This window comes from Mesorhizobium muleiense, assembly GCF_900099905.1.
Taxonomy (GTDB): Bacteria; Pseudomonadota; Alphaproteobacteria; order Rhizobiales; family Rhizobiaceae; genus Mesorhizobium; species Mesorhizobium muleiense.
Map to the genome: position 1 here is coordinate 135,851 of NZ_FNEE01000011.1, position 19,501 is coordinate 155,351.

The following is a 19,501-nucleotide window of genomic DNA, read 5'->3' on the forward strand; positions in this document are numbered from 1 at the left end:
CGACCGTGCAGTCTTTGATAGCCGCTGCGGTCACACCCGCCATGTTCGAACCAGTTCTGAAACTGTCCCGCACGGTTGTCTCGTGGCTCAATGATACAGCAGCGCCCCGTACGCCGTTTCAAAGCCGGATCAACGAGGTGCCGCTATCGGTGCGAACGGCAGGGCTTGTCTGGCAGCAGGAACCTGCTGCCATTCCGATGCTTGACTGCGTCTGGAGAGTGGGAGCCGAAACGGTCATCTTGTCGCTGTCGCGCCCGCTCGTAGAGGAGTTCATCACGACAGTGCAGAACGGCTTGGCCTTCCCTTCCGAGCCAACTGCTTCGCTTATTCTCGAACTCGCTCTTGAGCCGCTTGTCACTCGACTGGAGGAGACGACGCGTCTGAACGTGCAACTCGTGCGCGTATGCGAAGCCACGATGCTGGCTCCTCATCTTGAACTCGACATCATTTTCGGCGCGGTCAAGGGCAAGGGCCGTCTATTCCTGTTCACGCCTCTTGACGGCTTAGTACCGCCTGCGTTTCGCGCGCTAGGCGAACTGCTTGCCCAGTTGCCGCGGCAGCTGGGCGGGCTGCCTCCAGAGCTCCCGCTCATTGTTGCAGGAGAGGTCGGCACGCTTCGCCTTCCTGCGGCGCTTCTTCGAAGCGCATGTGTCGGTGATGCATTGTTGCCCGATATTGCGCCGTTCGGCCGCGGCCAGATCACCCTAGCTGTCGGCCAGTTGTGCGCCGGGGCGGATCTTGACGGCGATGAATTAATCTTGCGGGGGCCTTTCCGCCCGCGACCGTGTCCTTTGGAGAATGCGCATATGACACAACCCGGATCGCAACTGGAGCTTACTAAGGATCTCGACGATGTCGAGATCGTGCTTGTCTTTGAATGCGGCCGCTGGCCTATTTCTCTTGGGGAATTAAGAAGTGCCGGCGAAGGGCATATTTTTGAACTTGGATGGCCGATCGACGGCCCGGTCGACATAGTGGCCAATGGTCAGCGTATCGGGCGTGGCGACATTGTCCGCATCGGAGAAGAGCTGGGCATCAGGCTCCGTGGCGGGTTTGCATGCAATGAGTGAAGCTCAGCCGACAATCCTGGCGCTTCTTGCGGTTACCGCCGGACTCGGTCTGCTGGTTTTAGCAGTTGCCACGACAACGGCCTTTGTAAAGGTATCAATTGTTCTTTTCCTCGTCCGCAATGCGCTCGGGACCCAGACCATACCACCCAATGTGGTGCTGTACGCCGCGGCGATGATCCTCACTATGTTCGTTAGTGCGCCCGTTGCTGAGCAGACCTATGACCGCATGTCGGATCCCAAGCTCCACTATCAGACATTCGACGACTGGGTAAGCGCCGCTAAAGCCGGAAGTGAGCCCTTGCGCGAGCATCTCAAGAAATTCACAAATGAAGAGCAGCGGCGATTTTTCCTATCTTCGACAGAAAAGGTCTGGCCAGAGGAAATGCACGCTGCAGCCACGCCTGATGACTTTGCAATACTTGTACCGTCTTTCTTGCTATCAGAATTGAAGCGCGGATTTGAGATAGGATTTCTACTTTATCTGCCTTTTATTGTTATAGATCTGATAGTGACAACTATCTTGATGGCAATGGGTATGTCGATGGTCTCACCAACTGTTATATCTGTCCCGTTCAAGATCTTTTTGTTTGTTGCCATTGATGGTTGGTCAAAATTGATGCATGGGCTTGTGCTGAGTTATACGTTACCGGGAGGCTGATCATCACTGAATCCAGCATCATTACTCTTATGAGCCAATCACTGGTGGTTTTCATGATCTGGATTCTACCGCCGCTCATTGCATCAGTGGTTGTCGGCCTCGTCATCGGCATCCTCCAGGCGGCGACGCAGATCCAGGATGAAAGCTTGCCGCTCACCGTGAAGCTTCTGGTCGTTGTCGCGGTGATTGGGCTGTTTGCTCCTGTGCTAAGCGCCCCGCTCATAGAGCTAGCCGATCAGATCTTCACCGAGTTTCCCGCAATGACACTTAGCTACTAGTCCGCCCCATGGACGCGCCATCGGCCGATATTCAAATTCTGATCCAGACGGCTCTCGAACTCGTCGTTGCGGCAGGTCTTGGGGCAGCCCGCGCGATGGGCATCATGCTGATCTTTCCCGTATTCACACGCTCGCAGATCAGTGGGCTGATCCGGGGCTGTTTGGCTGTTGGCTTCGCACTACCATGCCTGGCACACGTCAGCGGCGGATTGCCGGCGCTGGATTCTGATACACGCCTGATCCAGCTAACCCTGCTCGGATTCAAGGAAGTTTTTGTCGGTGTACTCCTTGGCACTTTTCTTGGCATTCCGCTTTGGGGCCTTCAGGCTGCCGGGGAGCTTATCGACAACCAACGCGGCATCAGCAGCCCGACCGCTTCGGCCGATCCCGCGACGAACAGTCAGGCTTCCGCGATGGGCGTTTTTCTGGGGATCACTGCGATTGCCATATTCGTCGGATCAGGAGGCCTGGAAACTTTGATCAGTGTCCTGTACCGCAGCTACTTGATCTGGCCGGTGTATCAGTTTCACCCGACACTGAGCGGGCCAGGAGCAATGGAGTTGTTGGGGCTTCTCGACCGCATAATGCGCACGGCATTATTGGTATCGGGGCCTGTCGTGTTCTTCCTGATACTGATTGATATATCGATGATGCTGCTGCGTCGCTTTGCCCCGCAATTTAAGGCGAGCCAACTGTCTCCGGCAATCAAGAACATTGTCTTTCCAGTTCTCATGGTCACCTACGCTGCCTATCTGGTGGAGAGCATGAAACTGGAGGTCACACAAGCCAACGGCGCGCTGGAGTGGTTCGACAAATTGCTGCCATGAGCGACACAAGTGAAGAGAAGACACACGCCGCCAGCCCGAAGAAGTTAAGTGAAGCGCGCAAAAAAGGACAGCTGCCACGTAGCTCCGATTTCGTCCGCGCGGTCGGGACTTGCGCTGGGCTCGGCTACCTTTGGCTAAGAGGCAGCGTGATCGAGGACAAATGCCGGGAAGCGCTCCTATTAGCCACCAAGTTGCAGAGCCTACCTTTCGATACCGCGGTGCCGCAGGCATTGGTTGTGCTCGTCCAACTCACCGTCGCGGCTGTTGGCCCGCTGCTTGGAACCCTCGTCGCCGCGGTGATTTTGGCCAGCCTGCTAGCCAATGGTGGATTTGTCTTCTCTCTGGAGCCGATGAAGCTCAGCTTTAAGAAAATTGACCCCTTTGAAGGGCTGAAGCGCTTGGGGTCTGCTCGTTCCATGGTCGAAGTCTGCAAGACCATGTTCAAGGTATTGGTTCTCAGCGCAACCTTTTCCATTGTCCTTCTCGGGATGTGGAAGACAATGGTCCCTCTGCCGATCTGCGGCATGGGCTGTGTTGGCCTCATCTTTATGGAGACAAAATTGCTGATGGGAATTGGCGCCGGCGCACTGCTGGTCGGCGGACTGATCGATCTCCTGCTCCAGCGCGCGTTGTATCTGCGCGAAATGCGCATGACCAATACCGAAGTGACGCGCGAGTCGAAGGATCAGCAAGGAGCGCCAGAGTTGAAAGGTGAACAGCGTCGCATCCGCGAGGAGGCGGCCGACGAGCCTGCGCTTGGCGTGCATCGCGCCACGCTGGTCTTAACAGGAAGGGCGGTCCTGATCGGTCTGCGTTACGTTCGCGGTGAAACCGGGGTGCCGTTCTTAGTTTGCCGTGCCGAAGGTGAGCGCGTTTCACATGTGTTGAGTGAGGCGCGGGCACTACGCCTGACGATCGTCCATGACCATGTCTTAGCGCGTCAGCTGATAAGCACTACAAAACTCGGCCACGCGGTTCCTATGCAATATTTCCAGCCTGTCGCGAAAGCATTCTTTGCCGCAGGCTTGGCCTAGTCATTGGAAGTCCACGACTGCCCAGTTCAAAACTGACCTGGTTCCATGCTAGTGGCAAATGTCGGCTGGCCATCCGTGCCCCAGTGTCTCTGTCAGGCCAACCGCGCAACCGCGGGCCTGGGGCAATCACTCCCCTCGGATCTGCCACCCAGCAACTACGGCAAGTCCTCCGGGCATGACCTTTCAGCCTCTGCTGGCCGGTGCGTGGCGCAGTCCGAGGTTTTGAGGCCGGCAGTGCGGATTTGATTGGTGCAGCCGTTGGAATGCCCTCGTCAGCTAGTCGTCAACTAAGCGCCCTATGTTGAACAGCCGTGCTAACTTGAGCTCGGTTGCGAAACATAGGAGTACGAATCGTCATGTATGGTCGAATTGGCTCATCCGATAGTTACCGCGCGCATAATGCCGGCGAGCAATCGGATGCAGGAAGCGAAGGGTTCGCGGACACATTTGCCCGAATGCACTTATCCGGATCGGAAGGTAGCGGCGCCTCATCATCGGCGGCTCCCCAAGCATACTCCCTCAATTCCCGACCTCCTGTGGTGGAGATCAACAGGACTTCCTTCAGGAGACAGGTGAGGCAATTTCATGGTGATGAAATCACGCACATCGCCGACAATCCTCAAGAGTATTCGGAGTTCGTATCGTCACGAGCCAGGCGCACCGCGGACGTTGCTCAGCAATATGGCATCCGTCGAGATACGGAGCACGCGCGATATTTCAGTTACCAATTGGGAGACCGGAGTGCCGGACTGCTGAGAATGGAAGGCGGATTCAGCATGAACGAGTTCGAATCGGAAAGTTGGCGGGAACAATTTCCTGGTCGAACTGAGGTCACTTCCATAGTGGATCTTCAAGTCGCCCATCCGCTCGTCGAAAATGCGGGCGATATTCTGCTGGAGCATCAACTTCGGATAGACGGCGACCGACCGTTGCTGAATTGGCGTGCGGCTAATCCGGAAGCACAAGCGCGCGCGCAGACGATGGGGTTTGTTGAAGTGGATCATGGCGACCTGGTGCTTGACCCTACGCAGCATCCCGACAAATGGACGAAGAACAGTGCCGGTGAGTGGCAGCGTGCAGGCAAACCTCCACTCTATCTCCACAAAACCGAGGACAGCGACAGCAGCGATAGCGGGTCTGACGACGATTTCATGTGATTTGTCGACCCGCCGCCGAGCCTTGCAACTGGTGACGGTTGCAAGGCTGTTGGCAGTGAATGCTAATTGTCCGGCGACAGCCCCGCCTTAGCGCCAGCGCCGCCGAGCGATCCAGCCCATCTCCCAGACAATAAACTGCGGATGCGCATCGTGGGTGCTTGCGAGCGGATTGTATTCGGGCCGGAACTCCGCCTCTTGGATACGAGCTCTCCCGAATCCAATTTTCTCCACCACACCGTTGGGTCGTTGCGATGCGCCGATCCCGATCGGATCGGCTATGCCTGCTCCGCGCTCGCAGGAAGACCTTCCGCCTCGATCTTGGCGGCGCGATCTCGGCGATAAGTTGGATGGGAGGCAAGATACGCCGCCACGTCAACAGCAGGTAACGCGACATCGCAAATCGGCCCTGACGGTAGCCGATCGACTCCAATCGCCGGACCGCAACTCGCGCAGCGGCATTCGCGGTTTGGCCAGGAGAAATGCTCGCTGACTCACAGCGTGGCCGGCCGCATTCTGCCCTAGACCCCAAAGTACGTGCCCTGTCATGCAGCCTGCGCCGACGGGAGCTCGGCACGCGAATGGCGTGGTTGGCGGCCAAGCCCCGAGGTCAACAAGGACTTACAGAAAGCGGGGGTGAGTTTGCCGCGATGAATTATGACCTTCTCGCGACCGGACCTAGCATCGGCTTCCTCTCGCTCTCGATTGTAGCCGCGCTGTTCGTTGGATTTAACGTGGCAAGCGGTGAATTCGGAATCAGCCAGCCCTTCCAAGTTTCTGGCCATGACGGGGCGACTCGTGTGGATGTGCACCCACATCGGGCTCGGCATCGCACCATTGACCAGCATCTTGGGCTGCAGCTTCATCTCAAACAGCTTTCCTGGCTCGCCACGCAGCGCGACCGGTGCCTCCGGCGGCATCAATTCGTCGGCATTGCACAAATGTTCCAGGTATTTTTGCGCCGGAAATGCGTAGGTCTTCATGCAATCAGTCGTAATGCCGGCTTTTCCTTCATTCAATGCGTTGGCCTGTCCCAGCACCATGTTCAGCAACCCTTTGAGCTGGTCTGTGCGTTCGTGCACTTTGGGTAGCTGGGTGGAGGTGAGTAGCAGGCGTACATTACGCCCCTGCAACCCGGCGAGACAGGTTTGCATCTCAATGGCCTGGGCTCGCAGGTACTGGGCCACATCGTCCACGACCTTACCGGCCTCCTCAGGCTTCATCTGGCGCACTTGGGAGACGACGCTTTGCTGACCGGCCAGATCGAACTGCAAAAGTTCGTCCAATCGTTTGAGCCGCTCCGTCAATACCTCCATTGACAACGCGGCGCCCCCGATTGTCGAGCCTGCCCCCGACGAACTCGCAGCCACCTCTTGCGCTCTCACCTGTGTACTCGCAACTTGATCCGAGCGCGCGAGAACCTTGGCTGCTGGCACTGTGCCGGCGTTCGCAGCGACTGGTGTTGATGGCTGCCCGGCGGCAGAAGTCCCGGCGCGAGCTGCCGACTTATGCTTTGACTTCCCTTTCCTTCGCGCTGTAGTGCCTTCTGACACTGCAGCCGTACCAGCAGTGTCAGCCGGTATCGCAGCGCCTGCCCTGGCCGGCATCGCAGCGCCCGCCTGGGCCTGTGGCGCCATGATGGCTGACGGCGGAGACTGCAGGTTCAACAAGTGCATGGCATCGTGCGCAGTGATCCATGCATCGTCCACGATCCGTTCGAACAGTTTCAATGGGAGGCCGGCATCTGGGTAGGTATGGCTTAGCTTGGTATGCACCTCGTGCAACGCCAATCCAAAATCCGAAAGCCGCTCCATGATTTTTTCTACAACCGCGCAATCATGAGCGTTGAGTGCTTTGCCATCATCCATTATGCCCTTCGCCAAAGAGAGGGCGCGAAGAGCTTCTTGAACGGCGCTTGCCATCAGCTGCACCACTCCATTTCGACCGACGAGGAGTTCCTTCAAATCTGGCTCGAACCTGCTCGCCCGCAGTTCAATCTTGGCCCGCGCAAGACCGATCCGCTCACGGACCAGCCAGATCCTGACACTCAGTACCGAGCCGGCACGCAGCCGCAGTGCGCACCGCTCGGCTTCCCGCATCACGGGCGTTCCACTGGATAGGCTAGCGGTGGCAGCGCAGGCGGATCGCTGCCGTTCGGAGCGCCATGCCTTTTTTTCCCACCACTTAATTGCCGCCGTATGGTGGTTCTCCACATTTAAAATCAACAGCTCCTGCCGGTCCGCCTGGGAGTAGGAGTAGAGTTTATCGACCATACCTGCCGCTTTCTTGGTCTTTTTGTCCAATTTCGTGATCGTCGACAGGCCAAGTTTGTCTACTTCATTCGCGGCGTCGCACACGATCTGGCAACATCTACGCACCTTGTCGTCTGGCATAATTGTCTGCGCCTCAGCCGCAGGCAGGCTAGCGCGGTACTCCAGAATTGCTGAGGCTGCATCGACGACCCGACTGATCAGCTCCACCGCCTCCTCGGGGACGTCGGTTTTCCTGGCCGCAGCCTCGCAATCAGTCAGTTGTTGAACAAGACTGTTCATTCTGAGCTGTGTCGGACTGATATCTTCATTTGACGATGAGCTGGTGCCTTCCACCTGCGCGGTTGATAGTTGGCTACCGACCGGCGCCATGGCTTCGCCCTCAGACATGGAGGGAGAACCGCGCCGCCTTGCGGCTGCGCCACGTGGCGCTACGGTTCCGCGTGGTGGCGCAGCGGCTCCACGTGGCGGTGCGTTCAGGATTTGATCTTCGCCAATCGAGGCGCCTGGCAGACTTTCGCGGGCATCGCCTGGACCGCGCGCAACTGGAAGGGAGGAGGGCCTCCTATCGGCGTCCCCAGAGCGCATCTGCTCCACAACGGAATCGAATGACTGTCCACCTTCTCCCGCAGCAAGACTTGATTGCGAAAGGGAACTGCTCGCCCGCCCCGCGCGGCTGGCTCCAGTTTCAGCCTGCGATTTCCGTGGTCGGCCAATGCCCTTCATATTGCGTCTCCGTAGTAGGCGAGAATGTGCTGCTATTGTGCTGGCGGCTGACGAGACCAGCGGCATCTTTCGGTTAACGTCACGGTCAGCCAGACCCGCGACGGCGTAATGTTCCCGCCAAAGTGCTTCTCAGTAGCAGGCCAAGATTGGCCCGAGCTCACAGGACTTTCGCAACGTTGCCATCGATGTCCTGAGATTATCAGCGCTTCAGTCCGCCGATTTCCAGGAACAGCGAATGAAATCAGACCAACTCGGCTAGCTCCCCTTCCTAGACACGTGCCTGACGATTTTATTGAGGCGTCACTCCTCTCGTTCGCCACCGACAAAGTCACACATTTGCTTCAGAGAAGCGTGTGCGTTGCGTATCGCGCGGGAAACCATTTCGATCTATAGTTACAAAAAGTGTCGAGACGGGACCTTTGGATCCGAAGGTCAGGCACGGCCGGCCTAGATAGACCGCTTGGCTGACGATTAGCTGACGATGGGAGTTCTCACGAACAGGGCAAGAAAATCCGACCGCTTCAAGCTTTCGATATGGTGAGAAGAGGATCCGCACCGGCCTCCCAAAGCCGGCAGACCATCCCATGTTCGTACTCGCCGACCTTCTCGAAGCCAATGAGCTCACCGCGCCGGGCCGTGATGTGCAGGCGAGAGAATGGTGATGCAAAGACCGAGTTCCTGCTCGTTGCGTGCGCCCGTGGAGCCAGCAAGAATACGGTCATTGCGGTCATGCAGCACGTGGACCGTGTCTCCTGTTCGACACCACAGCATCGAGGATGCAAACGAGCTGCTGCGGCTGCCATTCGGTCGCGGCATGCGTGGACGGCGGGATTGGCCGAACAGCCGAGATCGTGGTCGACTGTTCGATGCGAGAGCAACATCCTGCAGAGCATACGTTTTTGCGCTGGCCGGTTTTTGTCAAAAGCCGTCAGGTTCTCGAAAGCTCCCGCCCTTAGCTTGATCGAGGTTAACCTTTAACACGTCGCCGCCAATGGCAAATGCCGGAGTACCTGATGATAGCAGCAATTGGGAGTGGAGTTGGCAACCTCGGGACTTCCTTGATCCGAAAGGGCCATGGGGATTCGAAATCCGAGCATTCTGGTGATGGCAAGCCGGCTGGTGGCAATGATGGCAAGCCAGCTGGTGGGAATGATGGCAAGCCAGCTGGCGGGAACGATCGGGCGGATAACCGGACCGTTTCAAATGATCAACTTCAAGACAACTCACAGTCTGCAGCACAAAGTGAAGCCTTCCAAAGTATCCTGCGATCGTTCGCGTTCCAATTCGCGAACGATGCGATGGCTGAGGCCGATGAAGCTTTGGATGACACAGAAGATGCCTGACGCGGGAAAATCCGGCGTGAGGTCATACAGGCCGTTATTGACGGCACAACTCCAACAGAAAAAGGAATGATCATGGCTGCAGTTGATAATAATAAGAAATCAGGCAATACCAATACCAGTAGCGCCGGCAATACCGATAAAACTAACAGTGGCACTCCCGGCAATACAAGCGGAGCTGATGCTACTGCTTTTCAGGCGCAAGTGCAAGAACTAACCAATGTTAGCTTGGAGGCGACGAAAAGGAGTGTCCAGTTGCGCACTCTAACGACCAATCTCCAGACCATCAAGAAGGCCGCCGACGAACGCGTTTCGTAATGTCGGAAGCGGCTTTTAGACTGCCCCTAGCGCGTCTCCTTATTGACGCGACGTAGTCCCGAAATGAGCCGCATGGCAATTGCCGTGCGGCTTCTATCCTGTTTGAGAGATGCTCTGTGGATGACGCCGTTTCCCTCCGTTTCGAAGTGCTTTCGGGGCTCTATTGCGGACTGACCGGCAAGACGGATCTTCAAACGTGTTTAATCGGCAGCGGCTTCGATGCCGATTTGGTCTTTGTCGAGCAAGGACTGGCACCGCATCATCTTCGTGTAACTCTTCTTGGCAAGTCGATCGAACTCGAGGCGCTTGCACCCGGACTCAGTATCGAGGGCAACCGGAATATCGCCGCAGGCCAGTCCGTTGTTGTGCCCCTTCCTGCCGTCCTGCTCGTAGGCGAGATGTCCATTGCTTGGTCCGTGCAGGATGCAGAGCCGCCTGGTTCGACCGGCATACCGCGCCTACCGATCGGTGTGCTCGCCATGGTCATAATCAGCTCACTCGGGATCGGCGCGCTTTCGGGCATGTTCTCCTATCTTGGCAATGCAAGTGGATCGAGCCCCAATTCACTTCGGGCTGAAGTCGCGTCCAGAACGATCAGTCAACGCGCTGACAATGAACTTACGGGGGCAGCGGCCAAAGAGCTGCAGGAGGAAGTCGATCGAGCGGGTCTTCTCGACGTCAAGATTGGCTCCGCAAAGGGTGTTGTGACCGCCGAGGGCACCGTCACGTCTGAATCGGTCATCAGCTGGCAGAAGCTTCAGCAATCGTTCGATCGTCGCACCAAGGGTACTCTAACACTGGTGAACGGAGTGCTCATCAAAGAGGAGAAGGCGCCATCCGCAATCGCGGTCGAAGCTGTGTGGCATGGGGCCCAACCGTATCTTGTCATCGACAGCGAGAAGTATTTTGTCGGGGCCATTTTAGCTGATGGATGGGTAGTCGATCGTATTGAGGACAGCCGTGTGCTGCTGAGCAGGAATGGCCGCATTGCTGCTCTCCCATATTGAAAGCTCGCAGGCCCCATCAAGCAGCACTCTATGGCCAGCCAAACATCCTGTGGCGCTCGGTGCTGACAAGCTGGCTGCGTTGGAAACATTTGCTGCCCAGCCATTTCGCGCCTGTTTGTGGCTCTCATGCAGGGTCACGCGCTGGCCAAGGCCGAGGCGCCTTCGGAGTTCGAAAGCTACGTTTCAGGGCGTAACAGCAGAGTAAGTCTCAACCGATTGCAAAGGTGTCTCGATGGCCAACGTCCTGCGTGACTTCATCAAGCGTGCGCCGGCCAGCCCGGATTTAATGGTTGCGTTGATGCTGCTTCTGGCTGTCGCGATGATGGTCATGCCTATCCCGGTCGTGGTGGTCGACGCACTGATAGGATTCAATATGGGGTTGGCCATACTGCTGATGATGGTTGCCCTGTATGTCAGTACTCCACTTGATTTTTCCTCTTTGCCCGGCGTTATTTTGATTTCCACTGTATTCCGTCTCGCGCTGACGGTCGCAACGACGCGACTGATCCTGGCCGAGGGGGAGGCCGGCAGCATTATTCATACCTTTGGCGATTTCGTCATCTCAGGCAATATCGTGGTGGGTTTCGTCATATTTCTGGTCGTCACCATGGTGCAATTCATGGTCCTCGCGAAGGGTGCCGAACGGGTGGCAGAAGTGGCGGCGCGTTTCACGCTGGATGCTCTGCCGGGCAAGCAAATGGCGGTCGACGCAGAGCTACGCAACGGCCACATCGATGCCAACGAATCCCGCCGGCGGCGCGCCGAATTGGAGAAGGAAAGCCAACTATATGGCGCGATGGACGGCGCGATGAAATTTGTGAAGGGCGATTCCATCGCCGGGCTGGTGGTTATCTGCATCAACATGCTGGGTGGAATTTCGATCGGTCTGCTCTCCAAGGGCATGTCCTTCGGCGAGGTGCTGCATCACTATACTCTGCTGACGATAGGCGATGCATTGATATCGCAGATTCCGGCCCTTCTGCTCTCCATTACTGCGGCGACCATCGTCACCCGTGTGACTGGGACGGCGAGGATCAACCTCGGTACCGAAATGGTCAGTCAGCTCACGGCCAGTACTCGAGCCTTGCGGCTGGCGGCCGGCGTCCTGGTCGTGATGGGGTTCGTTCCTGGGTTTCCCCTCCCCGTCTTTCTGATGCTGGCCGCAGTGTTCGCTGCGGTAAGCATTGTCAAGGCTGATGTGCTGGGCGCCGGCACTGCCGATGCGAAAGATGGAACTGCAGCGGAGCCTAAGCAAGCCGCGCCTGCGAAGGAATTCCCGATCGCATTTTTTTTAGCGCCAAATCTTATGCAGGCGATCGATCAAGCCGAATTGCAAAAACATATTGGGCGCGTTTCGCTCCTGGTCACAGCCGATCTGGGCATTATCGTTCCCCGCATCCCTGTCTTGGTTGACGAGCAGCTGCCTACATCGCAATTCCGGATAGATGTCGAGGGCGTGCCAGTCGAACAGGACGCGATAGATCCAAGCCAGATGACGCTCCGAGCCGATGTAGCGCACGTCGACTCGAGCGGTATCCCCCTTAGGCGTGAGCCGAAAACGGACAGACTCCCGGTCGAACATACCCCTGCACAGGCCCTTACGGGCGCCGGCACGGAGCATTGGGCTCCCGGCGAACTCCTCGCCTTGCGCGTCCATGCAACGTTGACCCGCTACGCACCGCGATTGGTGGGCATCCAAGAGACCCGACATTTCCTGGGCCGAATGGAGCAGGAATATTCTGATCTTGTGAAAGAGGTGCTGCGCACGACGCCGATTCCTCGGATTGCCGATGTTCTGCGCCGCCTCCTGGAGGAAGGTATCCCAATCCGCCACACCCGTCTCGTGTTGGAGGCATTGGCCGAATGGAGCGAGCGTGAGCAAAACGTTGCCCTGCTGACGGAATATGTCCGTTCTGGTTTGAAGCGACAGATCTGCCACCGCTATGCCAACACCGAGGGCATCGTGTCCGCCCTGGTCGTCGAACGCGAGAGCGAGGATGTGATGCGTGGCGCGGTTCGAGATTCGGATGCAGGCCCCTATCTCGCACTGGAGGATCGGCAAAGCGAAGCGATGCTATCACAGATACGTCAGGTCCTTTCGAACACAGAACCGGGTCAAACCCGCCCTATTCTGTTGACGTCAATGGATGTCCGACGTTTCGTCCGCGGCTTTCTGACGCGAAACGGGATCGATCTCGCCGTGCTGTCTTATCAAGACCTCGCCTCCGACTTTACAATTCGCCCGGCAGGATCCGTCAAACTCCCGCACGGATCGAACAGCGGATTGTTAGAGTAGTTCCACCTTTCCTAACTGAACGCGACCCGCCTCCCTGATAACCGAGAGATAATATGAAATTTGTTAGAAATACAGTTTCTCCATCGCCTATGTTTCTGCGCCGGAGCTCACTTCTTTTTGCCGTACTCGCCATTCTGCCTTTGGGCGGTTGCGCCAGCTGGCAAAAGCCCGCTCTTTCCGTGCAGGAGACATCTTCCCCAGAGTTGCTCAGCGCCGATCAAATCGATCCGGCTATGCGCGAACGCATTTTGCGCGAAGTTGGTCAGGATGTTCAAGAGCGGGCTTTGCGGGATGAGGTGAAGCAGCACCCGGACAATGTTGATGCGGCGATACGGCTTACAAAAGCCTTGGTGGCCCAGAAGCGCCCGCACGAAGCGGTTGAGGTGCTCGACAGCGTCTTGGTTGCAGCCCCAGCAAACGTACGTGCATTGAATGCGAAGGGCGTGATCTTGGACATTGAGGGGCGGCATGACGCGGCACAGGCCCTGTATCGGCGAGCTCTCGAAACCGAGCCAGGGAATCAGATGGTGCAGCATAACTTCAATCTGTCGCTTGCCTTAACGGCAAGTCCGAACAGCCAAGGTTAGCACGATCGCAATAGGTGGGCACAGCGCATGTGCAGCCTATTCCCCGGCTCGAGACGCGCTCGGCTCCCATCATAGATGGCCTCTGAAGAGAGCCATATCTGCGCAAAGCTGTTGCTCCAGATCTGGCCGGCAGAGGTCGGCAGGAGAGCCGGATGACATCTCTCGGCCACCCGCAAGGCCATCCGCCTCGCTTCGTTGCCAGAGCGCCTTCGTGGTTGCCACGCGAGATACGCTCAGGATGGATTTGATTAATTCACGCGCGAATGCCTGCCTCTAACTTGGGGCAGGCGCGACCGCTCCCATAATGCAATACGCTGCCTCTAGGCCGATGGACGATGACGGGATACTTCCCCGAGACTTCAATGGTGGGGAGCAGCGCACCCGTCGATCCATTTGCTTTCAGCGTCAACCGCCACTATGTAGCGACACTTCGCCCGACTGTGTTTCAAGCTGCCCGGAGAAGTTTATGACAGAAGAAGCCCACAACACCGACATCCTCATCGAGCTCACTGCCGAGGTTGTATCAGCCTACGTCTCCAACAACCCCGTCCCGGCGGGGGAGCTTCCTGCCCTGATCGCCCAAGTGCACGGGGCTCTAAAAGGCACGGCCGGACTAATACCGGCAGAAGAGCCTGTGCCTGTGAAAAAACCTGCTGTCCCGATCAAAAAGTCGATCGAACCGGACTACATCATTAGCCTTGAAGACGGCAAGAAATTCAAATCGCTAAAGCGCCATCTGTCGACGCACTATGGTCTGACCCCGGACGAATATCGCGCCAAATGGGGTCTGCCGTCGGATTATCCGATGGTGGCGCCGAATTACGCCGCTACGCGCTCCGCCTTGGCCAAGACCATCGGACTCGGCCGCAAACCGAAAGAGCCGGAAGCCCCGGTGCCGGCGCCGGCGAAACGGACCCGCAAAAAGGTCGCAGCCTAAATCCGTATCAACAGTCGTTCGGGACGCGCGGCAGCCGTAGGCCCAATCTGCGCGGAATCAAAAGGCGGGGACGAGCCCCGCCTTTCCCGTCCAAGAGCCTCATTCCAGAGGAATTCGCGACGGCTCCAGCAATCGCTGCCGCGGCATTACCTGGTTGCATGCTCCGGCCGGGTTTCGAGCCGGTCAATGCGTTCGGAGTATGCCGCATCCTTGCCGCACGCGTTAGCCAGCCTTGCTGAGGCTGCCTGCAGAGGACTTGCCGGTGCGGCGATCCTGTTCGACCTCGTAGTTTATCTTCTGGCCCTCATTAAGGGTCGACAGGCCCGCTCGTTCAACAGCGGAAATGTGGACAAAGACATCCTGACCGCCGTTGTCGGGCTGAATAAAACCAAAACCCTTGGTGCTGTTGAACCACTTCACCGTTCCAGTCGCCATATATCCATTCCTTTGTAACAAGTCGCAACTTAGGCAGGCCATTCACGCCAGCCTGATTTGTACACGAGACTTTAGGCGCAGCAAAATCGGAAAATTGCAAGGCCCACTCGACCGCCTGATCTCCAGCAGCACCTGCCACACATGCGAGGCGCGTGCCAGACGAGGCGTATGCCAGACGTTTCGTCGTGCGCTGTCGCTCAAACGTCGACAGAAACAATGACCCAACCCTGCAAACTCGGCACATCTTGTGGACGTGCTTGGGTCGCTGCTCGACCGCAATACCCGCTCCTGACCGATATCGTCGGCCAAAATGACGATGTTTTTGTCATCAGACCGAAAGATCAGGCGCGCAGCGACACTGCACACTCAAACCGAGACCCGCGAACCTCGATTAGCTTCGGCCTGCTACGAAGCGCGGTTGCCTGCTTCTGAGGCGGGCCATTGTCGGTTTGAATCAACTGTCGGGTTCGGAACCCCAGACTGTCGGCAAGTTGACAATGCGCGTTCAGACGGCACAAACCACCCGATCGCTTGTGAGCGAGATGGTTTGGCAGATTGAGCAAGGGCGGGACTCAGCTATGCCGCCCAGGCTGCTGACAAGGCCAAAGCAGCGTAGGTGCGGAGTGAAATCCAAGGTCCACATGGGTCGTCGCGCGTCCCGTGCGCCTGGGAAGGCGCCGGCCCGGCCAAGCTTTTCCCAGATCGTCCGGATGACGCAAGCTTCGCTGAGCGTCAATGAACGTTCGGGCGATGACCAGGCGTCGTGCGTTGCAATCTGGACGGTCCAGGATATCCCAGCCCGCTTGGCTGGCCACACTTGAAGCTCCAGCATACCGGCTGGCACAGGCCAATTGGACTCTGCGCTGCCCTCAATGCGCTGGTGGCACGGTCAATGCTTGTCTATCGATCCGGCCGCCCATGCGTGATGCTGTCGGTCGACGTTCGCAAACCAGACCCTCGGCGAACCCAGCGAAGGGGCTCGCCGGTACGACGAGGGACCTTACCTCTTTATGCGCGGCATCATTGTCGAGGATGACATGTTGCCTTACACGTCGTCCCCTCGCGCTCGGGGCTTTGAGGGGCGGATGAAGTCCTGATGGCGGTGGCACTGCTGCATGTTTGCGTAAGACCCATCAGTCACGATCGCGTTGTCCTTCGATGTCGCGGTGCTGATAGGCGGGCAGATCGGTGTGCGCGGCGCCCGCCAAAGGATCGTCGTCACGCCGGAGGAGGCGAGCGCCGTAGCCGGCGCGCCGGCGAAAGGCGCTTTCTGTCGGATGCCCGACAATGTCGGATATCGCAAGTATCAAGGTTGGATCAAACCTTGCAAATCGGGGCTTTCTTACTTGGCACGGCGCATGCTCAGGTATCCGCAAACACCCAATGGATAACGAGCAGACTTCCCATGGCCCCACCAAAATACTGCCGAACGTTCCCCGGACGCATCCAAAGATGAGGCCCGCGTCAGGCCCGGCAACACGCTGACGGCTCATCTGGCTCGGCGTCGCGTGCCGATCCACTTTCTCCCAATAAGCGTCGGGAGACATAGAGCCTTCAAAATGAGGAACAAATCACTTTGCCAGGAACCCAGCCCATAATCCCACTCTCCCTATCAGAACTACCAAGCAAGCCCCGCACTCACGGGCTTCGCAGGACGTCCGTTGCGACCGAGTTGGGCGGCGCGAGGACGGCTCCGGTCCCCGTCGCATGGGAGGACGGCAAGGCGACGGATTTCGTGCTCGACAACGGCATGGAGGTGGTCGTCATTCCCAACCACCGGGCGCCGATCGTCAGCCACATGGTGTGGTACAAGATCGGCAGCGCCGACGAGCCGCCGGGCAAATCCGGCATTGCCCATTTTTTTCGAGCATCTGATGTTCAAGGCGACGACCAACCATGCGGCCGGCGAATTCGACCGCGCAGTGTTCGAGATCGGCGGCTCGCAAAATGCCTTCACCTCCTCCGACTACACCGCCTTCTATCAGACAGTGGCGCCGTCGGCGCTCGAGCTGATGATGAGCTTCGAGGCCGACCGAATGCGAAACCTCATCCTCACCGACGATGTCGTCAAGACCGAGCGCGACGTGGTCATCGAGGAGCGCCGCTCAAGCACCGACACCAACCCGCAGGACGTGCTCCATGAGGAGATCGACGCGACGCTGTGGCAGAACCAGCCCTATCGCATCCCGATCATCGGCTGGATGCAGGAGATCGAGCAGCTGAACCGCGTCGACGCCACCGCCTTCTATGAAAAATACTACTGGCCCAACAACTCCGTGCTGATCGTGGCCGGCGATGTCGAGCCGGAGACGGTGAAGGTGCTGGCCGAGAAGACCTATGGCAAGGTGGCGCGCGGGCCCGACCTGCCGCCGCGCATCCGGCCGGTTGAGCCCGAGCAGAACACCAGGCGCACCGTCACGCTCTCCGACGCCCGCGTCAGCGTGCCCAGTTTTTCGACGCAGTGGGTGGTGCCGTCTTACCATACCGCCAAGCCGGGCGAGGCCGAAGCGCTCGACCTGCTGTCCGAAATCCTCGGCGGCGGTAACCGCAGCCGGCTCTACCAGGCGCTCGCTGTCCAGCAAGGTATCGCTTCCAGCGCCTGCGCCTATTTCCAGGGCACCATGCTCGACGACACCAGGTTCGCCATCTATGGCGCGCCGCGCGGCGATGCCAAGCTGGCCGATCTCGAAGCGGCGGCCGCTGCCGAAGTCGCTCGCATTGCCAAGGATGGTGTCAGCAGCGAGGAACTGGGCAAGGCCAAGGAGCGCTTTGTGCGCGATATGATCTTTGCCGAAGACGACCAGGACGACCTCGCCTGCATATACGGCTCGACGCTGGCCACCGGCGGCACCGTGAAAGATGTCGAGGAACGGCCGTCTCGCATCCGCAGGGTTACCGCCGCGCAAATCAAAGCAGTTGCCGCCCGCTATCTCGCGTTCGACCGTTCGACCACGGGCTATCTCTTGCCCAAGACGGAGAATGAAGAGATGACGCTCGGCGCTCAGCCCCATGCTGCGATGAACATCCAGGAGGTGAAGTCCGAAAAGGGCATGATCGCCTGGCTGGTGGAGGACCACACAGTGGAAATCGTCAACATCGGCTTTGCCTTCAACGGCGGCATCACGCAGGACCCGGTCGGGAAGGAGGGGATGGCCAATCTGATGGCCGGCCTGTTCATCGAAGGCGCCGGTAATTACGACAGCGATGCCTTCCAGATGAAGCTCGACGATGCCGGCGCCGAGATGGGTTTGGAGGCGCAAAGACACTACATCTGCGGATCGGTGTGCATGCTTCCCAAACAGCAGGACGCCGCGTTCGGCCTGCTTCGGCTCGCACTCAACGCGCCGCGCTTCGACCAGGGGCCGATCGATCGCGTCCGCGCCGAGATTGTCTCCGACATCGTCGGCAGCGAGCGCGACCCTGACGCAATCGCTCAGCGCAAATGGCTGCGCGCGATCTATGGCACGCATCCTTTTTCGAGGCCGGGAGAAGGCACAAAAGAGAGCCTGGCCGGCATCACGCCGTCCGACCTCCTCGCCTTCCACAAGGCGATTTTCGCTCGCGACGGGCTCCATATTGCCGTGGTCGGTGACATTGATGCAAACACGCTGAGGGAAAGGCTCGACCAGCTGTTTGGTGACTTGCCTGAGCAACAAACCCTCGCCCCCGTCGCCGATGTCGTACCGAAGCTCGGCCAACTGGTGGAGGAGAACTGCGACCTGCCGCAGACTTCGCTGCGATTGGCCTGGCCTGGCGTGAAGCGTAGCGCGCCGGATCACTTCGCCACCGTGCTGATGAATGACATCCTCGGCGGCTCGGGCATGACTTCCCGCCTTTTCGAGGAGGTGCGCGAAAAACGCGGCCTTGCCTATCACGTCAGCTCTGAACTGACCCTTGACAAGCTTCTGGTTACGACAGAGACACGCTCGGACTGCGCCGCCCAAACGCTGAGCATCGTGCGAGATGTGGTAAAGCAGATGGCGCAGCAAGGACCGACCGGGGCCGAGCTCAAGGCGGCGAAGAAGCACCTGATCGGCACCTATGCCATTGACCGTCTGGGCTCGACCAGCTCGATTGCAGACCGGCTCCTGGATTTGCAGATTCACAAGGCCGACGTCGACTACAACCAGCGTCGCGCCCGCAGCATCGGTCGGGTGACGCTCAAACAGGTCAAGGCGGCGGCCAAGAAGCTGCTTTCGGCCGAGCCCGCCATTTTGGTGGTCGGCCGCCGCTGGGCGGCAAGGATGAGTAAAGAAACTCATCTCGCCTTCCTTCTTCCTTGGGGCTTCTCGTGGGAAGAGCGAATATGGAGGCCGGTGGGCCAAGCAGATCATGCAGACCCGCGGAGTCGTTTCGCGGGCCTTGCGCGGCATTGGCGGTCCAGGCGGGCCTCTCGCCGAAACGGCGCTCCTCAGCATGTATGCCGCCTTTTGCAGAATACACTCGCACGCCACCAGCAGGCAGCGGGTGGATGAAGCAAACATCCGGCTGCTCAATCCATCAACTGATGAACCGCGGGCACTCAAACTAACGGAACTGTTGTCGTATGTTTGGTCTACCAGCT

At 58.3% G+C, this 19,501-nt stretch carries 14 protein-coding genes and 2 pseudogenes; 14 read left to right on the forward strand and 2 right to left on the reverse strand.

Translation table 11 applies throughout. From position 1 onward, the window contains the following. Nucleotides 1-41 precede the first annotated feature (41 nt). From sctQ to BLT09_RS19835, 6 genes are all read left to right on the forward strand, one after another. The gene (gene sctQ, locus BLT09_RS19810; protein WP_187331393.1) at nt 42-1,070 is read left to right on the forward strand and encodes a type III secretion system cytoplasmic ring protein SctQ; all 1,029 of its coding nucleotides are present in this window, start codon (nt 42-44) and stop codon (nt 1,068-1,070) included. After that, nucleotides 1,063-1,728 (forward strand): type III secretion system export apparatus subunit SctR, encoded by a 666-nt coding sequence (gene sctR, locus BLT09_RS19815; protein ID WP_029354851.1) that lies wholly within the window; start codon nt 1,063-1,065, stop codon nt 1,726-1,728. The genes sctQ and sctR overlap by 8 nt, the downstream gene beginning before the upstream one ends. A 29-nt stretch (nt 1,729-1,757) precedes the next feature. Next, nucleotides 1,758-2,006 carry an EscS/YscS/HrcS family type III secretion system export apparatus protein gene (locus BLT09_RS19820; protein WP_081714428.1) on the forward strand — a complete coding sequence of 83 codons (249 nt, stop codon included), beginning with the start codon at nt 1,758-1,760 and terminating at the stop codon, nt 2,004-2,006. Nucleotides 2,007-2,014: 8 nt separating this feature from the next. Further along, nucleotides 2,015-2,833, forward strand: coding sequence for a type III secretion system export apparatus subunit SctT (sctT, locus tag BLT09_RS19825; RefSeq protein ID WP_091595845.1), 819 nt, complete (start codon nt 2,015-2,017; stop codon nt 2,831-2,833). Continuing rightward, entirely contained in the window at nt 2,830-3,867 is a 1,038-nt protein-coding gene (locus BLT09_RS19830) for an EscU/YscU/HrcU family type III secretion system export apparatus switch protein (protein WP_029354843.1), read from the forward strand. The genes sctT and BLT09_RS19830 overlap by 4 nt, the downstream gene beginning before the upstream one ends. A 356-nt stretch (nt 3,868-4,223) precedes the next feature. Next, nucleotides 4,224-5,024 (forward strand): Effector protein NopP, encoded by an 801-nt coding sequence (locus BLT09_RS19835; RefSeq protein WP_091595847.1) that lies wholly within the window; start codon nt 4,224-4,226, stop codon nt 5,022-5,024. Nucleotides 5,025-5,566: 542 nt separating this feature from the next. Here BLT09_RS19835 and BLT09_RS19840 read toward each other — a convergent pair. Continuing rightward, complete coding sequence (locus BLT09_RS19840; protein ID WP_029354840.1) at nt 5,567-7,681, reverse strand: hypothetical protein; 2,115 nt, start codon at nt 7,679-7,681, stop codon at nt 5,567-5,569. Nucleotides 7,682-9,030: 1,349 nt separating this feature from the next. Between BLT09_RS19840 and BLT09_RS34340 the strand changes: the two genes are divergently transcribed. From BLT09_RS34340 to BLT09_RS19875, 6 genes are all read left to right on the forward strand, one after another. Then, a complete protein-coding gene (locus BLT09_RS34340; protein ID WP_091595908.1) occupies nt 9,031-9,360 on the forward strand; it encodes a hypothetical protein in 330 nt (109 codons plus the stop codon). A 72-nt stretch (nt 9,361-9,432) separates the two neighbouring features. Then, entirely contained in the window at nt 9,433-9,675 is a 243-nt protein-coding gene (locus BLT09_RS34990; protein WP_224570034.1) for a nodulation protein NopA, read from the forward strand. A gap of 116 nt (nt 9,676-9,791) precedes the next feature. Further along, nucleotides 9,792-10,682 (forward strand): SctD/MshK family protein, encoded by an 891-nt coding sequence (locus BLT09_RS19860; protein ID WP_091595851.1) that lies wholly within the window; start codon nt 9,792-9,794, stop codon nt 10,680-10,682. Nucleotides 10,683-10,914: 232 nt separating this feature from the next. Continuing rightward, the gene (sctV, locus tag BLT09_RS19865) at nt 10,915-12,978 is read left to right on the forward strand and encodes a type III secretion system export apparatus subunit SctV (protein ID WP_029354834.1); all 2,064 of its coding nucleotides are present in this window, start codon (nt 10,915-10,917) and stop codon (nt 12,976-12,978) included. Nucleotides 12,979-13,031: 53 nt separating this feature from the next. Further along, nucleotides 13,032-13,565: a tetratricopeptide repeat protein gene (locus BLT09_RS19870; protein ID WP_101918715.1), complete on the forward strand. Its 534-nt coding sequence runs from the start codon at nt 13,032-13,034 to the stop codon at nt 13,563-13,565. A gap of 466 nt (nt 13,566-14,031) precedes the next feature. Next, the gene (locus BLT09_RS19875) at nt 14,032-14,502 is read left to right on the forward strand and encodes a Ros/MucR family transcriptional regulator (protein ID WP_091595855.1); all 471 of its coding nucleotides are present in this window, start codon (nt 14,032-14,034) and stop codon (nt 14,500-14,502) included. A 222-nt stretch (nt 14,503-14,724) separates the two neighbouring features. Here BLT09_RS19875 and BLT09_RS19880 read toward each other — a convergent pair whose 3' ends face one another. Then, nucleotides 14,725-14,937, reverse strand: a complete 213-nt coding sequence (locus BLT09_RS19880; RefSeq protein ID WP_008874821.1) for a cold-shock protein — start codon at nt 14,935-14,937, stop codon at nt 14,725-14,727. A gap of 1,672 nt (nt 14,938-16,609) precedes the next feature. Between BLT09_RS19880 and BLT09_RS19890 the strand changes: the two are divergent. Both BLT09_RS19890 and BLT09_RS19895 read left to right on the forward strand, forming a co-directional pair. Then, nucleotides 16,610-17,924: pseudogene (locus BLT09_RS19890) on the forward strand (M16 family metallopeptidase); the annotation flags it as partial. A 138-nt stretch (nt 17,925-18,062) separates the two neighbouring features. After that, nucleotides 18,063-19,412, forward strand: a pseudogene (locus BLT09_RS19895) (M16 family metallopeptidase); the annotation flags it as partial. Nucleotides 19,413-19,501 lie beyond the last annotated feature (89 nt).

Excerpts from the sequence above, each read along its gene's own strand:
- sctR (WP_029354851.1), top strand. The coding sequence starts at position 1,063 with ATGAGTGAAGCTCAGCCGACAATCCTGGCGCTTCTTGCGGTTACCGCC.
- BLT09_RS19820 (WP_081714428.1), top strand. The coding sequence starts at position 1,758 with ATGAGCCAATCACTGGTGGTTTTCATGATCTGGATTCTACCGCCGCTC.
- BLT09_RS19830 (WP_029354843.1), top strand. The coding sequence starts at position 2,830 with ATGAGCGACACAAGTGAAGAGAAGACACACGCCGCCAGCCCGAAGAAG.
- BLT09_RS19870 (WP_101918715.1), top strand. The coding sequence starts at position 13,032 with ATGAAATTTGTTAGAAATACAGTTTCTCCATCGCCTATGTTTCTGCGC.
- sctT (WP_091595845.1), top strand. The coding sequence starts at position 2,015 with ATGGACGCGCCATCGGCCGATATTCAAATTCTGATCCAGACGGCTCTC.
- BLT09_RS19875 (WP_091595855.1), top strand. The coding sequence starts at position 14,032 with ATGACAGAAGAAGCCCACAACACCGACATCCTCATCGAGCTCACTGCC.
- sctV (WP_029354834.1), top strand. The coding sequence starts at position 10,915 with ATGGCCAACGTCCTGCGTGACTTCATCAAGCGTGCGCCGGCCAGCCCG.
- BLT09_RS34990 (WP_224570034.1), top strand. The coding sequence starts at position 9,433 with ATGGCTGCAGTTGATAATAATAAGAAATCAGGCAATACCAATACCAGT.
- BLT09_RS34340 (WP_091595908.1), top strand. The coding sequence starts at position 9,031 with ATGATAGCAGCAATTGGGAGTGGAGTTGGCAACCTCGGGACTTCCTTG.
- BLT09_RS19840 (WP_029354840.1), bottom strand. The coding sequence starts at position 7,681 with ATGTCTGAGGGCGAAGCCATGGCGCCGGTCGGTAGCCAACTATCAACC.
- sctQ (WP_187331393.1), top strand. The coding sequence starts at position 42 with ATGTTCGAACCAGTTCTGAAACTGTCCCGCACGGTTGTCTCGTGGCTC.
- BLT09_RS19835 (WP_091595847.1), top strand. The coding sequence starts at position 4,224 with ATGTATGGTCGAATTGGCTCATCCGATAGTTACCGCGCGCATAATGCC.
- BLT09_RS19880 (WP_008874821.1), bottom strand. The coding sequence starts at position 14,937 with ATGGCGACTGGAACGGTGAAGTGGTTCAACAGCACCAAGGGTTTTGGT.